Annotated in this window: 14 protein-coding genes and 1 tRNA gene; 5 read left to right on the top strand and 10 right to left on the bottom strand. The window is 49.5% G+C overall.

Annotation, left to right across the window (positions count from 1 at the left end):
- The first annotated feature begins 170 nt into the window (after positions 1-170).
- A complete protein-coding gene (locus JW814_09390; protein ID MBN2071655.1) occupies positions 171-1,658 on the top strand; it encodes a DUF4070 domain-containing protein in 1,488 nt (495 codons plus the stop codon).
- Between the two features lie 97 nt (positions 1,659-1,755).
- Here JW814_09390 and JW814_09385 read toward each other — a convergent pair whose 3' ends face one another.
- From JW814_09385 to JW814_09360, 6 genes are all read right to left on the bottom strand, one after another.
- Positions 1,756-3,234, bottom strand: coding sequence for a trehalose-6-phosphate synthase (locus tag JW814_09385; protein MBN2071654.1), 1,479 nt, complete (start codon positions 3,232-3,234; stop codon positions 1,756-1,758).
- Complete coding sequence (gene otsB / locus JW814_09380) at positions 3,231-4,025, bottom strand: trehalose-phosphatase (GenBank protein ID MBN2071653.1); 795 nt, start codon at positions 4,023-4,025, stop codon at positions 3,231-3,233. The genes JW814_09385 and otsB overlap by 4 nt, the downstream gene beginning before the upstream one ends.
- A gap of 28 nt (positions 4,026-4,053) precedes the next feature.
- The gene (locus JW814_09375) at positions 4,054-5,298 is read right to left on the bottom strand and encodes a glycosyltransferase (GenBank protein ID MBN2071652.1); all 1,245 of its coding nucleotides are present in this window, start codon (positions 5,296-5,298) and stop codon (positions 4,054-4,056) included.
- A complete protein-coding gene (locus JW814_09370) occupies positions 5,295-5,969 on the bottom strand; it encodes a hypothetical protein (protein ID MBN2071651.1) in 675 nt (224 codons plus the stop codon). Before JW814_09370 ends, JW814_09375 begins: the two co-directional genes overlap by 4 nt.
- 196 nt (positions 5,970-6,165) lie before the next feature.
- A tRNA-Val gene (locus JW814_09365) sits at positions 6,166-6,241 on the bottom strand.
- Positions 6,242-6,389: 148 nt separating this feature from the next.
- Positions 6,390-6,635, bottom strand: a complete 246-nt coding sequence (locus JW814_09360) for a DUF2007 domain-containing protein (protein ID MBN2071650.1) — start codon at positions 6,633-6,635, stop codon at positions 6,390-6,392.
- A 137-nt stretch (positions 6,636-6,772) separates the two neighbouring features.
- Here JW814_09360 and JW814_09355 point away from each other — a divergent pair, with 137 nt between their 5' ends.
- From JW814_09355 to JW814_09345, 3 genes are all read left to right on the top strand, one after another.
- A complete protein-coding gene (locus tag JW814_09355) occupies positions 6,773-7,618 on the top strand; it encodes a deoxyribonuclease IV (GenBank protein ID MBN2071649.1) in 846 nt (281 codons plus the stop codon).
- A gap of 139 nt (positions 7,619-7,757) precedes the next feature.
- Positions 7,758-8,675, top strand: coding sequence for a thioredoxin-disulfide reductase (trxB, locus tag JW814_09350; protein MBN2071648.1), 918 nt, complete (start codon positions 7,758-7,760; stop codon positions 8,673-8,675).
- A gap of 37 nt (positions 8,676-8,712) precedes the next feature.
- The gene (locus JW814_09345) at positions 8,713-9,462 is read left to right on the top strand and encodes an SDR family oxidoreductase (protein ID MBN2071647.1); all 750 of its coding nucleotides are present in this window, start codon (positions 8,713-8,715) and stop codon (positions 9,460-9,462) included.
- Between the two features lie 116 nt (positions 9,463-9,578).
- Here the strand turns inward: JW814_09345 and JW814_09340 are convergent, their stop codons facing one another.
- Together JW814_09340 and JW814_09335 are read right to left on the bottom strand one after the other, a co-directional pair.
- The gene (locus JW814_09340) at positions 9,579-10,871 is read right to left on the bottom strand and encodes a peptidase M64 (GenBank protein MBN2071646.1); all 1,293 of its coding nucleotides are present in this window, start codon (positions 10,869-10,871) and stop codon (positions 9,579-9,581) included.
- Positions 10,872-10,946: 75 nt separating this feature from the next.
- On the bottom strand, positions 10,947-11,579 hold the full coding sequence (locus JW814_09335; GenBank protein MBN2071645.1) for an endonuclease III: 633 nt from the start codon (positions 11,577-11,579) through the stop codon (positions 10,947-10,949).
- 385 nt (positions 11,580-11,964) lie between these two features.
- Between JW814_09335 and JW814_09330 the strand changes: the two genes are divergently transcribed.
- The gene (locus JW814_09330; GenBank protein MBN2071644.1) at positions 11,965-13,116 is read left to right on the top strand and encodes an acyl-CoA dehydrogenase family protein; all 1,152 of its coding nucleotides are present in this window, start codon (positions 11,965-11,967) and stop codon (positions 13,114-13,116) included.
- Positions 13,117-13,131: 15 nt separating this feature from the next.
- On the opposite strand, the gene JW814_09325 is transcribed toward JW814_09330, so the two are convergent.
- Together JW814_09325 and JW814_09320 are read right to left on the bottom strand one after the other, a co-directional pair.
- A complete protein-coding gene (locus JW814_09325) occupies positions 13,132-14,661 on the bottom strand; it encodes a YifB family Mg chelatase-like AAA ATPase (protein ID MBN2071643.1) in 1,530 nt (509 codons plus the stop codon).
- A 138-nt stretch (positions 14,662-14,799) separates the two neighbouring features.
- Positions 14,800-15,152: hypothetical protein (locus JW814_09320; GenBank protein MBN2071642.1), on the bottom strand; the 353-nt coding region annotated here is incomplete at its 5' end.

Here is a 15,152-nt window from a genome sequence, read left to right as displayed (position 1 = left end):
TGGAAACTCTTATGACATTTGATATACCTTGCAAGAAACAACGATCAGAGCTATATTATAAATAGCCTTTCTCCACTTTCCATTGCCGTTGCCGGAACCGCCGGAACCTTCTCGGAATAGGAACATGGTCCTGGGCAGAGACCCGGATATATTCCGGCAAGGAGACTACATTGAAGATATTACTCATAGCGCCAGGATTCCCTGACACCTTCTGGAGCTTTATACACGCGCTGAAATTCGTTAATAAAAAATCAACTCATCCCCCCCTGGGACTTCTCACTGTTTCGTCGCTGCTCCCTGAAAGCTGGGAGAGGCGGCTCGTCGATCTATCCGTTAAAAAACTCTCCGATAAAGAGATCGAATGGGCAGATCTCGTATTCATCGGGGCGATGTCTATACAGAAGGATTCGGCCATCGAGATCATCGGCCGGTGCGTGAACCGGGGCAAGAAGATCGTGGCCGGAGGCCCATTGTTCACCGCGTCGCACGACGAGTTCGATAACGTCGACTATTTAGTGCTCGACGAGGCGGAGATCACCCTTCCGCTTTTTATCGCCGATCTCGAGAGGGGAGAACCGAAACATATCTATAATGCCGATGAACGCCCCGATATGTCGCTCACTCCGATGCCCGACTGGGATCTCATCAGGATGAAGGATTATATGTCGATGAGCGTCCAATACTCGAGAGGGTGTCCTTTCGACTGCGAGTTCTGCGATATCTCGGTCCTCTTCGGCCGCAAGGTCAGGACCAAGAGCAGCGAAAGCATAATCGCCGAGATGGAGGAGCTCTATCAGCGCAAATGGCGCGGAGGAGTATTCTTTGTCGATGACAACTTTATCGGCAACAGGGGAAAACTCAAGAAAGATGTCCTGCCGGCGATGATATCGTGGCAGAAAAAGAGGAAATATCCATACTATCTCACTACCGAGACTTCGATCGACCTGGCCGACGACGACGAGCTGATGTCGATGATGTCCCAGGCCGGATTCAATTCGGTATTCGTCGGAGTAGAAAGCCCCAACGACGAGAGCCTGAAGGAATGCAACAAGGTGCAGAACAGGGGCCGCGACCTGATCGCCAGCATTAAGAAGATACAGAGCGCAGGCCTTGAAGTCCTTGGCGGGTTTATCGTAGGTTTCGACAACGATCCCTCATCGATATTCGATCGTCTCAGCGAATTTATAAGAGAAAGCAGTATCGTTACGGCGATGGTAGGGCTCCTTAACGCCCCGCGCGGGACGAAACTCTATAACCGGCTGAAGGATGAAGGCCGGCTGATTGAAGAGATCTCGGGGAATAATACAGATCTGACGATGAATTTCACTCCAAAGATGGACAAGCAGAAGCTTATCGAGGGGTACAGAAAGATAATCAACGATATATACTCTGCGAAACCTTATTACCGCAGAGTCAGGAACTTTCTAAGGGATTTCGAACCAGCGAAGGGACAGGCTGCCAGCTTCAGATCCAGGGACGTCCTCGCTCTCATCAAATCTATATTCAAACTTGGAATGATCGACAGCAGCAGGATGGACTACTGGAAACTCTTCGCCTGGTCGCTGGTCAGAAAACCGAGGCTCTTTCCCCTTGCGATCACCCTGGCCGTCTACGGACAGCACTTCAGGCTGGTCTTTCAGCCGATGATGATGAAATAGAACATTAAGGGTATTCGGGAGAGATCTCTATCGACAGGCTTTCCCGTCGGAATAAAGATAATGGTTACTTCGGGTCAGCGCTCTCCTTTGCGAAGAATCAGAATAATTTCATATTGGGATCATAATCTTCGATGCTGGGAAAATCTTCAAGGTCACTCGATATTGCCGCCTGGAGGTATGAGTTTACCCACCAATAAATATCCTGCTTTTCGATCGATTTCTGCATTGTTGTCATCCTTGTTCTGATTTCTCTTTCCGGCATCTTGCAGGCCGCGTAAATTGCATCAGCAATCTCTTCGATATCATAAGGATTGACCAGGAGAGCCCCTTTGTGCAACTGGGCTGCTGCTCCAGCGAATTCACTCAATATAAGCACTCCGGTCTTTTCAATGTTGGAGGCGCAATATTCCTTAGCGACGAGATTCATGCCGTCTTTCAATGGAGTTACCAGTGCTATTTCCGATGACCGGTATTTGGCCAAAAGGTCTCTCTGGTTTAACGAACTGAAAGTATAATGAATCGGAATCCATCCCGACGTTGTGTACTTACCGTTTATTTCACCAACGAGACGCTCAATCTCTTTTTTCAGGTCTTCATATTCCGGAATATCCCTCCGGCTGGGTACGACAATCTGGAACAGGGTGACTTTCTTCATCATTTCGGGATATTTCTCAAGAAGTCTGCTGAAAGCCTTGAACCTGTTCAGAATTCCCTTCGAATAGTCAAGACGGTCAACACCGAGTACTATCTTGCGATCCGGAATATGCTCGTGAATAAACCAGGCCGCGTCAGCAACATGCTTACTGCTGGCAATTCTGTTAAATTCCCTGTAATCGATACTTATCGGGAAATATCCGAGCCGGATTTCCCTGCCCTCAAAGTTGACAAAAACTACCTGCCCCTTCCCATGCACCCTGGCATCTTTAACAAACATCTGTAGACATTGGATGAAATTTTTCCGGTCGCGGGCAGTCTGGAATCCAAGCAGGTCATAATCGAGCAACGCTTTTAAAAACTCCGATCGCCACGGCAGTTTTATAAAAATATCCAGTGATGGAAAGGGAATATGAAGAAAGAACCCGACCCTGGAATTCACTCCAAGTTTCCTGAGCTCGGAGGCAACGCAAATAAGGTGGTAATCATGTACCCATATGAAATCGTCTTGAGAAGTATTTTTTGAAATTACAGAGGCAAAACTTGAATTCACCTTAACATAAGCATCCCAGTATTTTTGCTCGAAACGACATAAGGATGGCATATCGTGAAAAAGAGGCCAGATCACTTCGTTGGATAAACCCTTGTAATAAAGATTTATCTCCTCTTTTGAAAGCACCACCGGAAGCATCGAAAATCCCGCTGTCTTCGCAGATGACTGAATATAATCGGATAGATCTTCACTCGAATCGATACCAACCCATCCTATCCATAATCCTCCCCGGTCTTTCAGTACCGGCGCCAGGGCCGTAACCAGGCCGCCTGTTCCGGGAATTATCTTCCACTTCTTCCTTTGCTTTTCAATCAGGAATGGAAGACGGTTCGAGATAATAACCAGTCTTTTCGCGAATTCCCTGTTCATTTCACTTTTCCGCAGGTTTCAGCCCACTTTTCCAGAAATAAAAACAGCTCTTCCGGAGGTTTAATCCATATATCCGCCCTGGTAGGACGAAGCTCCGGTCCAACCAGAATGCTCAGTCCTCTCTCTTCAAGTGCCGAAAAGGCATCCTCATCTGTATTGTCGTCTCCAAGATACGCTACTGCAGTATTTTCATCATGATTCTCCAGAATTGATTTTACCGCCTTACCTTTGTTGACACCCGGAACGATAAATTCGATGCCTCCGTCGAACCGTTTCATTTCCATTCCCGCATCGCTTGCCTGCTTTGACAAACCTTGACTGATAATCTCGGTCATTTTATCCTCGAGTCCCGATTCTCCACCACGCCAGTGAAAGGCTACGGATACAGGTTTTCTCTCAACCCTGGTTTTTAAATTGTTGCTGCAAGCCCATTCTGACGCTTTATCCAGAAACAATGTTACTTCGTGATCAGGTTCCCGGGAAATCATTTCCCCCCCGGGGAGCATCCTCTCCCACCCATGACAGCCCCATAGTTCAGGCATTGAAGAGAATTTCAACAGTTTCATCAGATCTTCAATAGTCCGGCCGCTTATAATAATGACCCTGCCAGCCTGTACGTTCATGATTCTTGAAATCAGTTTTTCTATTCCTGGATAGGGATGAGCCATCATTCTTTTTTCGGTAAAGGGGGCGAGGGTTCCGTCATAATCCAGAAGGAGGAGATTATCCGGCGCCGATGAAAGTTGCCTGAAGAATAAATCAAGATCGAATTTGGAATTGAGGATTTTCATAAAATCAAACACTCGAATAAAACATGGATTATTCGAGTTCGATCCTATCCCCCTTTGAGTGAAGTATCGAAACCATAGTTGTGAGATATTCCCTTAGATGTCGTGTAAGTAGAAAATTCTCCTTAACAAAATTTCTTGCCTTTCGTCCCATTTCCTCGAGCAGATCCCTGTGGAACAACAGGTATCTCGCCCTCAATGCGGCGCCTTCGGGTGTGCTGACGAGAAAACCTGTTTGATGGTTTACGACCTGCATGCGTATTCCTCCAGTATCCCCCCCGATAACAGGTTTTCCTTTCCACATCGCCTCGGTGACAGTCAGGCCGAAACCTTCTTTCGTTGATTTCTGAAGAACAATATCTGATGCCCGTTGAAGAGCGTTGATCGTTCTGTGAGCATCGGAAGCAAGCAAAAGAATGTGAATATCACTGTCACCTTCCGCGGCTATATTTACTTCTTCAAGCACTGCCTGTCCTTCCGGATCATCCGTCGCCTCTCCTCCCGCAAGTACAAGCTGAAGATCAGGTACGAACTTTTTTGTAAGTTTGTAGGCCTGGATCACTCCGACAGGGTCTTTGAAATAATCATACCTGGAAACCTGAGTCATTATTGGTCTGGAAAGATCTATCCCAAAGGCTGATACGATCGCTTCAATTTCCGGGAGATCAATATCGATATTTTTTTCACTTAACGGATCAATGCTTGGCGCTATGAGAAATTGCTTGTGCGGAAGAGGCTGGGCGAAAGCTGCAAGAGAAAAAATACTGGCATCATAATCTTTTATAAACTCCCGCAGGTATTTCCAAATCGGCCGATAAGGATGGCTCGCGTCTATGTGACACCTCCAGATCCACTTACCCCGCCGTTTAGGTATGTTTCTCAGTAAGGGTGCCGGTTGTGGATCGTGGATAAAAACGATATCAGCATCCGTCAGAATATCCCTGAGTCTATCAGCATTATCAGAATTCACCTTTTCGTATTCTTCCAGAAGAGTGCGGGTTATCTCAACATTATTACCTTGAAGGGCGTTATGAAAATTCTTTGTACATTTGAAAAAATCATCATTCCCTTCTATCACTTCCCACCTGGCATCAATACCCAGTTCGTTTTTCAATGGAATCAGCTTATTCAGGATCTCAGCCACTCCACCACCACTTTTGGTCGAATTGATATGCACGACTTTTATATCTTTCAGGGAAGTAACGAGCTGATGCAACTGATCGATAACATCATTTCCCACGATTTCGGCGTACTTTTCGAGGGTAGTATGGGTCATTTTTTCTCCATGAAATAATTATTTACGAGAGACGCGATCTGCTTTTTAAGTTCCGGAAGTGTCGAGAAAAAGGGATCCACGTTGGCAAACATGTCGCACAGGTCGCGGTACCTGCCATCGAATCCGTACAACCAACTGCTGAAATCGTCAATATTTCCGAATGTCCGTCTTCTTGCTTCTATAAAATGGTAAAATATGCTGCTTGAGGTCAATGAGGGGATTATCGATACCATCTCTTCAGCTTTTTTGATTACTCGGCGCGTATTGAATATCACTATCTGAGAAGTCACGAAATGAAACTGCTGGTCCTGCTTGCACCATGGAACATGCTCATTTTCATCAAGCCTCTCTTCGATGATGTCTATCAGTTCCGCTCTAAGCATCTCGATATCCGGAAGTTCCGTCGGATCAAGTACTGCCAGCTTTTCAGCGAGAATCTTGTCATGAAGAGCGTGTCTTGCCCAGGAAGCGAAGTCATTATGATATTCGGGATCGTCAAATCTGGGCCGAAGCAGTTGCCCCCAGAAATGGTAATAGATGCACCCGGGAGTTATGTCTACAATTATATCTTTAAGTTCTTTTAGATTTTGCGCTTTTTCCCCGGTCGCGATCGCTGCGAGCGCGCAATCTCTGATCTCAAAAGGCAGATGTTTCGTCGCTTTCTTCGACATATCAACTCCCGGAAGGACCAGTCTAACTATTCAGGCGGGCATGGTCAACCAATTAATAAACTTTATCCCTTGTTGTACGACGACTCGTATGGCGCCTCTCCCCATTAGATAGTGATCGGGCATAACCAGTCGTAAAATGATCAGAGATAATTTCGCAACATCTATTCGTGAGATTATGGCTCAGGCAGAATCGAAATGGTGGGAACTACAGGATTTGAACCTGTGACTTCTACCGTGTGAAGGTAGCACTCTAACCACTGAGTTAAGCTCCCACCCGATATTACGCTTAAATACTATAAGACTTTTTTCGAAGCGTTGCAAGGGATTCGAAATGTTTCGCGATGTCGCGGTAAGAACGGCAGATATTCCGTTCCGCTCCCCGCGCCGTTTGTGCCGGGGGCTATACGGCCCGGAGAAGATTCAGGTCGTTTTCCTGTATTCTCTTATGATCTCCCCGGCTTTCGCCAAGTCGTCCTCTGTCACAAAAAGCTTGATATTTCCCATTCCGTCGGCGGTAAAGGGAAGCGCGCCGCCTGCCATATTCGATTTGATAAGGGTCCTTATTCCCTCCGCTTCAAGGATACCGTATATGATCTTAGCCTCGATCTCTCCCTGCACTGAGACAAGCTCCACCAGTTTTTCCTCATCATGCTGTTTCGGCTCCATTTTAACCTCGCCGCTCGGGTCCTTAATCATATATTATGATAATACTATTATTGCCGCAGTTTCAATAAGGGATAATCGGTGAAGATATAAAAAACAGTTTTCCGAAATTGTCCCTGGAGGATCGAAAGGAAGACCCGATGAACCTCGGAGCGCATATGTCGATATCAGGGGGCGTCCACCTCTCCCTCGAGAGAGGGAAAAGCATAGGGTGCAACGCCGTTCAACTCTTCGTCAAAAGTTCCAACCAGTGGAAAGCTAAACCTCTCAGCGAAGAAGATATCATGCTTTTCAGGAAGAACGCCGAAGAATATAACACTGAATATATAATGACTCACACCAGCTACCTCATCAACATAGCATCGCCCGAAAAAGAACTCCTCGAAAAATCCCGGGGGGCGCTGCAGATAGAGATCGAAAGAAGCGAAGCGCTCGGCATACCATGGGTCGTCCTGCATCCGGGAAGCCACAGGGGAGCCGGTGAGGAAGCCGGCATAAAATCGATCGCTGAAAGCCTCAACATAATTTTCGATAACACTAGGGAATTTAAAAGCGCCGTTCTCCTCGAAAACACCGCGGGTCAGGGAAACACCCTCGGCCGCTCCTTCGAGCAGCTCGCCGCGATGATGGAACTGGTCGAAGACAAAAACCGTATCGGGATCTGCTTCGATACTTGCCACGCGTTAGCCTCCGGTTATGACCTTTCAACAAAGACAAAATACGACGCTCTCTTCAAATCGTTCGACAAGATCCTCGGCCTGGGAAACCTCAGAGCATTTCACCTCAACGATTCTGTCGGCCCGATCGGAAGCCACAAAGACAGGCATGCCGGGATCGGCCAGGGAGAACTGGGCCTCGAGCCGTTCAGGTTCCTTGTCAACGACGGAAGGTTCAGCAATATCCCGATGGTCCTTGAGACGCCGAAAGGACCCGACCTGAAGGAAGATGTCGAGAACCTCGCGATCCTGCGGGCTTTAAGAAAGTAATATCGGGAACTCACTTGATATTCATTTGTACCTTGACTATAATCTTTCACTGATCCATTTCACTCTTGAATGATCAGATTGAATTCAACAACGATTTTTCGTCCCCCCACCGGGACAGATACGAATATGGAGGAACGCTATGTACGACGTTACGATCATAGGATCGGGGCCCGCAGGACTTACAGCGGCGATCTATTCGACCCGAGCGGATCTTAAGACGCTGGTCATCGACGGGATGGCGCCGGGTGGACAGCTGATGATTACGACAGAAGTCGATAACTTTCCCGGATTCCCCGAGGGTATCCAGGGTCCCGAACTGATGGCGGCGATGAGGAAACAGGCCGGACGATTCGGGGCGGAATATAAAGGGGGCGAACTCTCGGCTGTAGAAGGCACTGCCTCACCCTTTACCCTCACTATCGGCAAGGAGAAGATCGAGACGAAGACAGTCATAATCGCAACCGGATCATCGGCGAGATGGCTCGGTCTGGCCAGCGAGGTCAAGCTTCGAGGAAAGGGAGTCTCTGCCTGCGCGACATGCGATGGATTTTTCTTTACCGGTAAAGAGATCGCGGTCATCGGCGGGGGAGATACCGCCCTTGAGGAAGCGACCTTCCTTACCAGGTTCGCCTCGAAGGTGACGATCGTCCATCGCCGCGACGAGCTCCGCGGATCGAAAGCGATGCAAAAACGGGCTTTTGATAATGACAAGATAGAATTCGAGTGGGATTCGGTGGTAGACGATATACTCGACGTCGGCCAGGACAGGGTGACCGGCCTTGCTCTCAGCAACGTGAAGACCGGCGAAAAGAAAGTGCTCCCGGTAGAGGGAGTCTTCCTCGCGATCGGCCATACCCCGGCGACGAAGCCTTTCGAGGGGAAGGTAGATCTCGATGGTAATGGTTATGTCGTTGTCCGTAAGGGAACCAGGACATCAGTACCCGGTATCTTCGCCGCTGGCGATGTCAGTGACCCGAGATACAAACAGGCGATATCGGCTGCCGGCATGGGATGCATGGCGGCGATCGATGCCCTGGCCTTTATAACCGAAGGATGATCAAGGCTTCTGGAAATAATAATCGAGGCGGTCTTGCATGAACGGATTCGAAGGGAAAAAAGCCCTCGTCACGGGCGGTTCGAGAGGGATAGGAAAAGCGATTTCATTGATGCTCGCTTCAAGAGGAGCCGATGTCGCCATCAACTTCGTCAAGGATGAAGAGTCGGCGATTGCGACAGTTTCCGAGATTGAAAAACTCGGATGCCGATCGCTGGCCATAAAGGCCGACGTCTCAGAACCAAAAGAGATAAAATCGATATTCTCGACGATCAGCAGTAAGTTCGGATCTCTTGATTTCCTCGTCTCCAACGCCGTCTCGGGAGTGATCGGTCCGGCCGAACGGATCGGCAGGTTCGGCTGGGACAGGGCAATCGACACCAACGCCCGCTCCTTCCTGCTTCTCACCCAGCAGGCGCTCAGACTCTTCCCCGCTTCGGGCGGCAAGATCGTGGCAATATCATCGATCGGCAACAGGATCTGCCTGCCCGGATATGCCGCCGTCGGAGCAAGCAAGGCCGCCCTTGAGACTCTCGTCAGATATTTCGCAAGGGAGCTCGCGCCGCGGGGAATCAACGTCAACGCAGTCTCGGGAGGTCCGGTCGACACGACGGCTCTCGATTTCTTTCCCGACAAGGAAAAGACAGTCGAAGAATGGGCTTCGCGCTCACCGGCCGGCAGGATCGCGCGCCCCGAAGAGATCGCCTCCGTGGCGGGATTCCTTCTCTCGGATGAAGCGTCGTGGATTCAGGGACAGACGATAATAGCCGATGGCGGGATGACTCTCTGACCGGCGTATTATATTACCATCGACAGATCCGGGCCGGACTTCATGCCGAAGCAGATCCGGTCTCTGTCGCGATGAGGCACTCTCTTTTGACCGTGCTGATCAAAAACACATGACTTTCACTTTGTGTGAAAATCTATCATCCGTTCGATCGCTGTCGAGCAGGCAGGGCAAAAACCCTCAAGCGTCTTCGATTTCATGATGCAGTCGTGGGCTGATCGGTACAAGCCTTTCGCCGAGTATCCGGCTCCCTCGAAAACACCGGTAACCCCGGTATAAAGAGAATCATCAGGAGTGGGAATGGGAGTGCCTTCATCTATTAAATACCCCCATTTTACATTATCAGCATCAAGCAGAGCCGTTATGTTCGGTTCCCATGGCTCCACTCCGGAAGGGTAGATATCGTTATAGCTGACTTTCGACGAGAAATATTCATCGGCAAGACCGGCAAAATTATGTCCGAACTCATGAACAAACACATACCCGTCGAACTGATTATCCGATACGCAGGTAGCGTACAATCTGAATATACCTCCCCCCCCGTATTTCTCCTCGTTGGCCAGAATGATGATCTGGTCGTATGGAACCTTCGCTGCCACATCGCGTATCGTCCTGTTGGAAAGAGAGAGCATATACCTGTCGAGATCGAGACTGTTGAACGAAAGGCCGAGAAGATTGTCCCTGTACACGCCTGACCTGGGATCGTCAACATTCGACTCGGCCGATACCGACTCGATGAGTGTCACGTTGAAATCCCTTTTCCTGCTGCTGAACGGTTCGACGTCGAAGAGTATCGCGAGTAATCTTTCAACATCGTCCCTGAGTTTATGCAGTTCGTCCTGCCTGTATCCGTCGGCGAGGATCGCTATGTCGACTTTTCTGTCAGGCGGACCATTGTCGATCATCTTTCTTGTCTTGAAACCGGAATACCTGGTTTCGGTCGTTATATGATAGTCGCCCGGATCGACTATCAGATCATAGACCGTTCTGAAGATATTTTCCCTGTCCCGCTGATCGATCCTTATCTGGACAGGTCTTTTTGGAAAAGGCATTATCAGAGATTCGTGAAATGTCCTGGCGATTCCGGCAAGAGCCTCGTCGACTGTCGCCCACTCGCTGAAGAGGGTGCAGTACCCGCTTGAATAGATAAGGGCATTCGTCTCCAGATCAAAGACCCTGAAGATGTTGCCCCCGAGATTCATGTCATCGGCAAGATGACGTGGATTACCGCCCCAGAAAGGTTCTCTTATTATCTCATCTATCGCGTAGACCTCTTCACCCCCCACACCGGTATGGTAGAGATCGACGCGGAGCGCCCCTTCTTCGAAATAATTATCAAATTCGGGCTGGGTGAAGGCGGCAATCTGAACGGGGATCATCAAAAATAATACCAGCAGGGTCCTAATCATCATCGGCTCCTTCTTTTGAAACGTATCTTTTCCTTTTCTGAAATCGATCTTTCTTCCTGATTGTTTTCCAATGTCGATTCATCTTGATCTCGTGACTCCGGTTTTATCACATCTGTCGTTTACTGGACACAGAGAACACCACGGAGAGACTGAGGTGCATACCTTTTTCCCGTACATCACAAGCAGATCATTGATCTCTATCCAGTGTTTCCTGTCGAGGACCTTTCTCAGAGCGTATTCCGTCTCTTCCGGATTCCTCGTCCTGAGGACGCCGAGCCTGTTGCAGACCTTGTGGACATGGGTATCGACGCATATCCCCGGCTTTCCAAACCCCAGGGTTACTACAAGGTTGGCCGTCTTCCTTCCCACGCCTGGAAGCGTCACCAGATCATCTATATTATCCGGCACTGATCCGCCGAACCTGGAAATTATCATTGAAGCGAGATCCCTTATTGCCACAGCTTTCGTCTTGTAAAATCCGGCCGGGTATATCGCCTTTTCGATCAGTTGAACTTCAAGACGCGCCATATCCTCCGGAGTAGCCGCCAGGCCGAAAAGCCTCTCACTCGCTTTACCCGTCACCTCGTCCTTTGTCCTGGCGCTTATAACGGTCGATACGAGTACGCGGAAAGGGGATCTTGTCTCCCTGGCGATGATAGAGACCGAAGGATCTCTCTCCCCCTTGACCGATCTTCTAAACGGGACTATTATCGATCGAAGAAGTTTTGAAGCCGTTTCTTCTCCACGCGGAAACCAGTCCGGATCGTACTTTTTCCCCAAAATCAGGCCTCGCTTGCCTTCTCGCTGAAAACTGAAAAGAGGACCGATGCCGGAACAAAAGCCCCGGCACCTGCCGGCAGTTATCTGTAACTGCCTTTAGAATATGGAATATACTACAATATCGATAATCCTTTCAAATGATTTTTCCTTGACATCACCGAGACCCGATGTTTATCCTACCGTTTCCCGGTCTACTGCGCGAGACTGAAGCCGGACCGATCCTGTTATTAATTGATCATCGAAGACCAGGAAAGACCGGTCCAGTGCGTTAAAGAAAATATATACCACCTGTTCCGAGGTGATTGAGGAGGAAGAAATGGACTGGACCTTTACCGATGAACAGAAGATGCTCAAAGACATGGTCAAAAAATTCGTCGACAAGGAACTGAAACCGATAGCGGCAAAGATCGATGAGGAGAAAAAAATACCCCGCGGACTGATCGACAAGATGGCTGAACTGGGATTTCTTGGTATCTCCTTCCCTCCCGAATACGGTGGCGCCGGCATGGGTGAGATCGGGTACTGCATAATGCAGGAAGAGATCGGTCGCGGATGCGCATCAACAGCGACGTTCGTTGGAGCTCACCAGAGTATCGGGTCGTCCGGGATATACCACTTCGGCACGGAAGAACAGAAGCAGAAATATCTCGTCCCCCTCGCCGAGGGGAAAAAGATCGGCGCTTACGCGCTTACCGAAACTAACGCGGGCTCTGACGCGTACAAGCCGGAAACGACAGCAGAGGACAAGGGAGACCATTATCTCGTCAACGGCGGCAAGATTTTCATAACGAACGGAAGTTTTGCCGATTACTTCACTACTTTCGTCAAGATGTCCGGCGGAAAGAATGACGGTAAGATGTCAGCCGTGATCATCGAGAAGGATTTCCCGGGTTTCAAGGTCGGCAAGATCGAGGAAAAGATGGGAATAAGGGGTTCTGAAACAGCGGAGCTGATCTTCGAAGACGTAAAAGTCCCGAAAGAGAACCTCCTCGGAAGGGAAGGGTGCGGACTCCTTGTGGGGATGAAAGTCCTCAATACCGGCCGCCTCGGTCTCGGTGCCGCAGCTCTCGGGGCTGCAAAGGAAGCTCTGTCCCTCAGCGCGGCCTATTCGAAGGAAAGGGTACAGTTCGGAAAGAAGATCTCCCAGAACCAGGCGATCCAGTGGATGCTCGCCGAGATGGCTACCGATATCTACAATATGGAATCTATCCTCTATCGCACCGCCTGGATGTACGACGAGGGAATGAACATCACCAAGGAATCTTCGATAGTTAAACTTTTCTGCTCGGAAGCTCTCGACAGGATCGTCGACCGGGCAATGCAGATATTCGGAGGATATGGATTCACCTGCGAATTCCCGATTGAAAGGATGTATCGCGATTCCAGGATCAACAGGATCTTCGAAGGAACAAGCGAGATCCAGAAGATGATCATCGCGCGCGACGTCCTTCACTCCAATGATCTGTAGATGAAGGTCTCTCTGTTAAATCATGGAAAATAGCTGAAGCGATCTGTACTGGATCGCTTCAGCTATATGCTCTTCACATATGATCCGGGCCTGGTCGATATCTGCTATAGTCCTTGCCACCTGGATTATCTTCTTTCTCGTCCTGACACTGAAACGGAACCTTTTCTGCGCGTTTGAGAGAAATGCCTTCGCCCCGCGCGCCATGGGACAGTAATGATCTATCTTTTCCATCTCGACATCGGCGTTTCTGTATCTTCCAGTCTCTTTCGCGTACCTTTCCCTCTGGATGCCAGCCGCTATGATAACACCCTCCTTTAATTGGGCCGAACCGGTCAGCTCGTTTTCACCTGCCCTGTTCAATTCATTTTGAGGAACAGCTGTCACGGATAGATGGATAGCTATCCTGTCGAGAAGCGGTCCGGAGATCTTGGAAAGATACCTTCTGACCTGGATCTCGCTGCAGCGGCACTGGCGGCTGCCACTTCCGAAAAATCCGCAGGGACACGGGTTCATCGCGGCTATGAGCTGAAACTTCGCGGGATACCTGAATGTCGCGTTCGCTCTCGATATGAGTACAGTTCCCTCCTCGACAGGTTGCCTGAGCGTCTCGAGGACGTTCCTCTTGAACTCTGTCAACTCATCGAGAAAAAGGATGCCGTTATGCGCGCGAGTGATCTCTCCCGGAGCGGCGTTCCTCCCTCCTCCTATCAGTCCCGCGTCACTGGCGGAATGGTGAGGCGCTCGAAAAGGCCTCTCATTATCTAGATCCCCCATCGCGGGCCCTTCTACTACACTGCGTATCTTCGCGCACTCGAGAGCTTCATCCTCGCTGAGGGGTGGAAGAATGGAAACGATCCTTCTCACCAGCATCGTCTTCCCCGCTCCTGGAGGCCCGGCGACCAGAAGATGGTGTCCTCCGGCTGCCGCTACCTGCATCGCCCTCTTCGCCACGGATTGCCCGATGACCTGGTTGAAATCAAGGTAACGATTCCTGATGGGAAATTCATCCGCTGCCATCACCGGTCTGCGGATTATGGATCGATCAATGAAATTCAGAACATCGCTGATATCCCTGCAACAGACGATATCCATCCCGCTGACGAATGAAGCTTCCTTTCCGTTTTCAACGGGAAGGATCACGAACCTGTACCCTCGTTTTTTGGCGTGACAGACTATCGGGAGAACTCCCTTGACCGGTTTGAGTCTTCCGTCGAGTGTCAGCTCCCCGAGGAAAATACAGCTCTTGATATTCTTCCCCCGGGCCTGAGCGCTCGCCACAAGGATAGCGACCGCTATCGGCATGTCGAAAGCCGCTCCTTCTTTTCTGACATCGGCAGGAGCGAGATTGATCGTGATCTTCTTCTGTGGGATCTTATACCCGCAGTTCCTCAACGCGGCACAGACCCGTTCCCTGCTTTCCCGAACAGCGGCATTGGGCAGGCCGACGATTGTAAATGATGGAAGCCCTCTGGCAAGATCTACTTCGACATGTACTTCATACCCGTCGATCCCTTCCACAGCACCCGAAGATATCTCTGTGGTCATCACTACCTCCCGCCTGTATCCTCACACGACCCCAGACAATGATTCCAGCGAAAACCCCGGTCTTTTAAAAAAGCGGGGAAGGATGTCCCTCCCCGCTTATTCAAGCCAAGCAAATAATATCATTCACTCCTGATATTATTATTTCTTCTTGGTCTTCGCTTTCGTCTTTGCTTTAGCTTTAGCCTTTGTCTTAGGTTTGGCTTTGACCTTTTTCTTCGCTTTGGCCTTTACTGTTTTCTTGGCCTTGGCTTTTACTTTCTTTTTAGCCTTGGCCTTTACTGTTTTCTTGGCCTTGGCTTTCACCTTCTTTTTGGCTTTGGCCTTGACCTTGACCTTCGCCTTGGCCTTGACCTTCTTCTTGGCTTTGGCTTTGACCTTGGCCTTCGCCTTGGTCTTCGCCTTCACTTTGGTTTTGGCTTTCTTTTTGGCTTTAGCCTTTGTAGCCATCTTGCCCACCCCTTTGAAAAAGTTGAAAGCCCGCCATCGAACAT

Source organism: Candidatus Krumholzibacteriota bacterium (assembly GCA_016932415.1).
Taxonomy (GTDB): Bacteria; Krumholzibacteriota; Krumholzibacteriia; order Krumholzibacteriales; family Krumholzibacteriaceae; genus Krumholzibacterium.
This window is presented reverse-complemented; position numbering and strand designations above follow the sequence as displayed.

Coding starts and splice junctions, on each gene's coding strand:
- JW814_09385 (MBN2071654.1), bottom strand. CDS start 3,234: ATGAACAGGGAATTCGCGAAAAGACTGGTTATTATCTCGAACCGTCTT.
- otsB (MBN2071653.1), bottom strand. CDS start 4,025: ATGAAAATCCTCAATTCCAAATTCGATCTTGATTTATTCTTCAGGCAA.
- JW814_09375 (MBN2071652.1), bottom strand. CDS start 5,298: ATGACCCATACTACCCTCGAAAAGTACGCCGAAATCGTGGGAAATGAT.
- JW814_09370 (MBN2071651.1), bottom strand. CDS start 5,969: ATGTCGAAGAAAGCGACGAAACATCTGCCTTTTGAGATCAGAGATTGC.
- JW814_09360 (MBN2071650.1), bottom strand. CDS start 6,635: ATGGAGCCGAAACAGCATGATGAGGAAAAACTGGTGGAGCTTGTCTCA.
- JW814_09355 (MBN2071649.1), top strand. CDS start 6,773: ATGAACCTCGGAGCGCATATGTCGATATCAGGGGGCGTCCACCTCTCC.
- trxB (MBN2071648.1), top strand. CDS start 7,758: ATGTACGACGTTACGATCATAGGATCGGGGCCCGCAGGACTTACAGCG.
- JW814_09345 (MBN2071647.1), top strand. CDS start 8,713: ATGAACGGATTCGAAGGGAAAAAAGCCCTCGTCACGGGCGGTTCGAGA.
- JW814_09340 (MBN2071646.1), bottom strand. CDS start 10,871: ATGATGATTAGGACCCTGCTGGTATTATTTTTGATGATCCCCGTTCAG.
- JW814_09330 (MBN2071644.1), top strand. CDS start 11,965: ATGGACTGGACCTTTACCGATGAACAGAAGATGCTCAAAGACATGGTC.
- JW814_09325 (MBN2071643.1), bottom strand. CDS start 14,661: ATGACCACAGAGATATCTTCGGGTGCTGTGGAAGGGATCGACGGGTAT.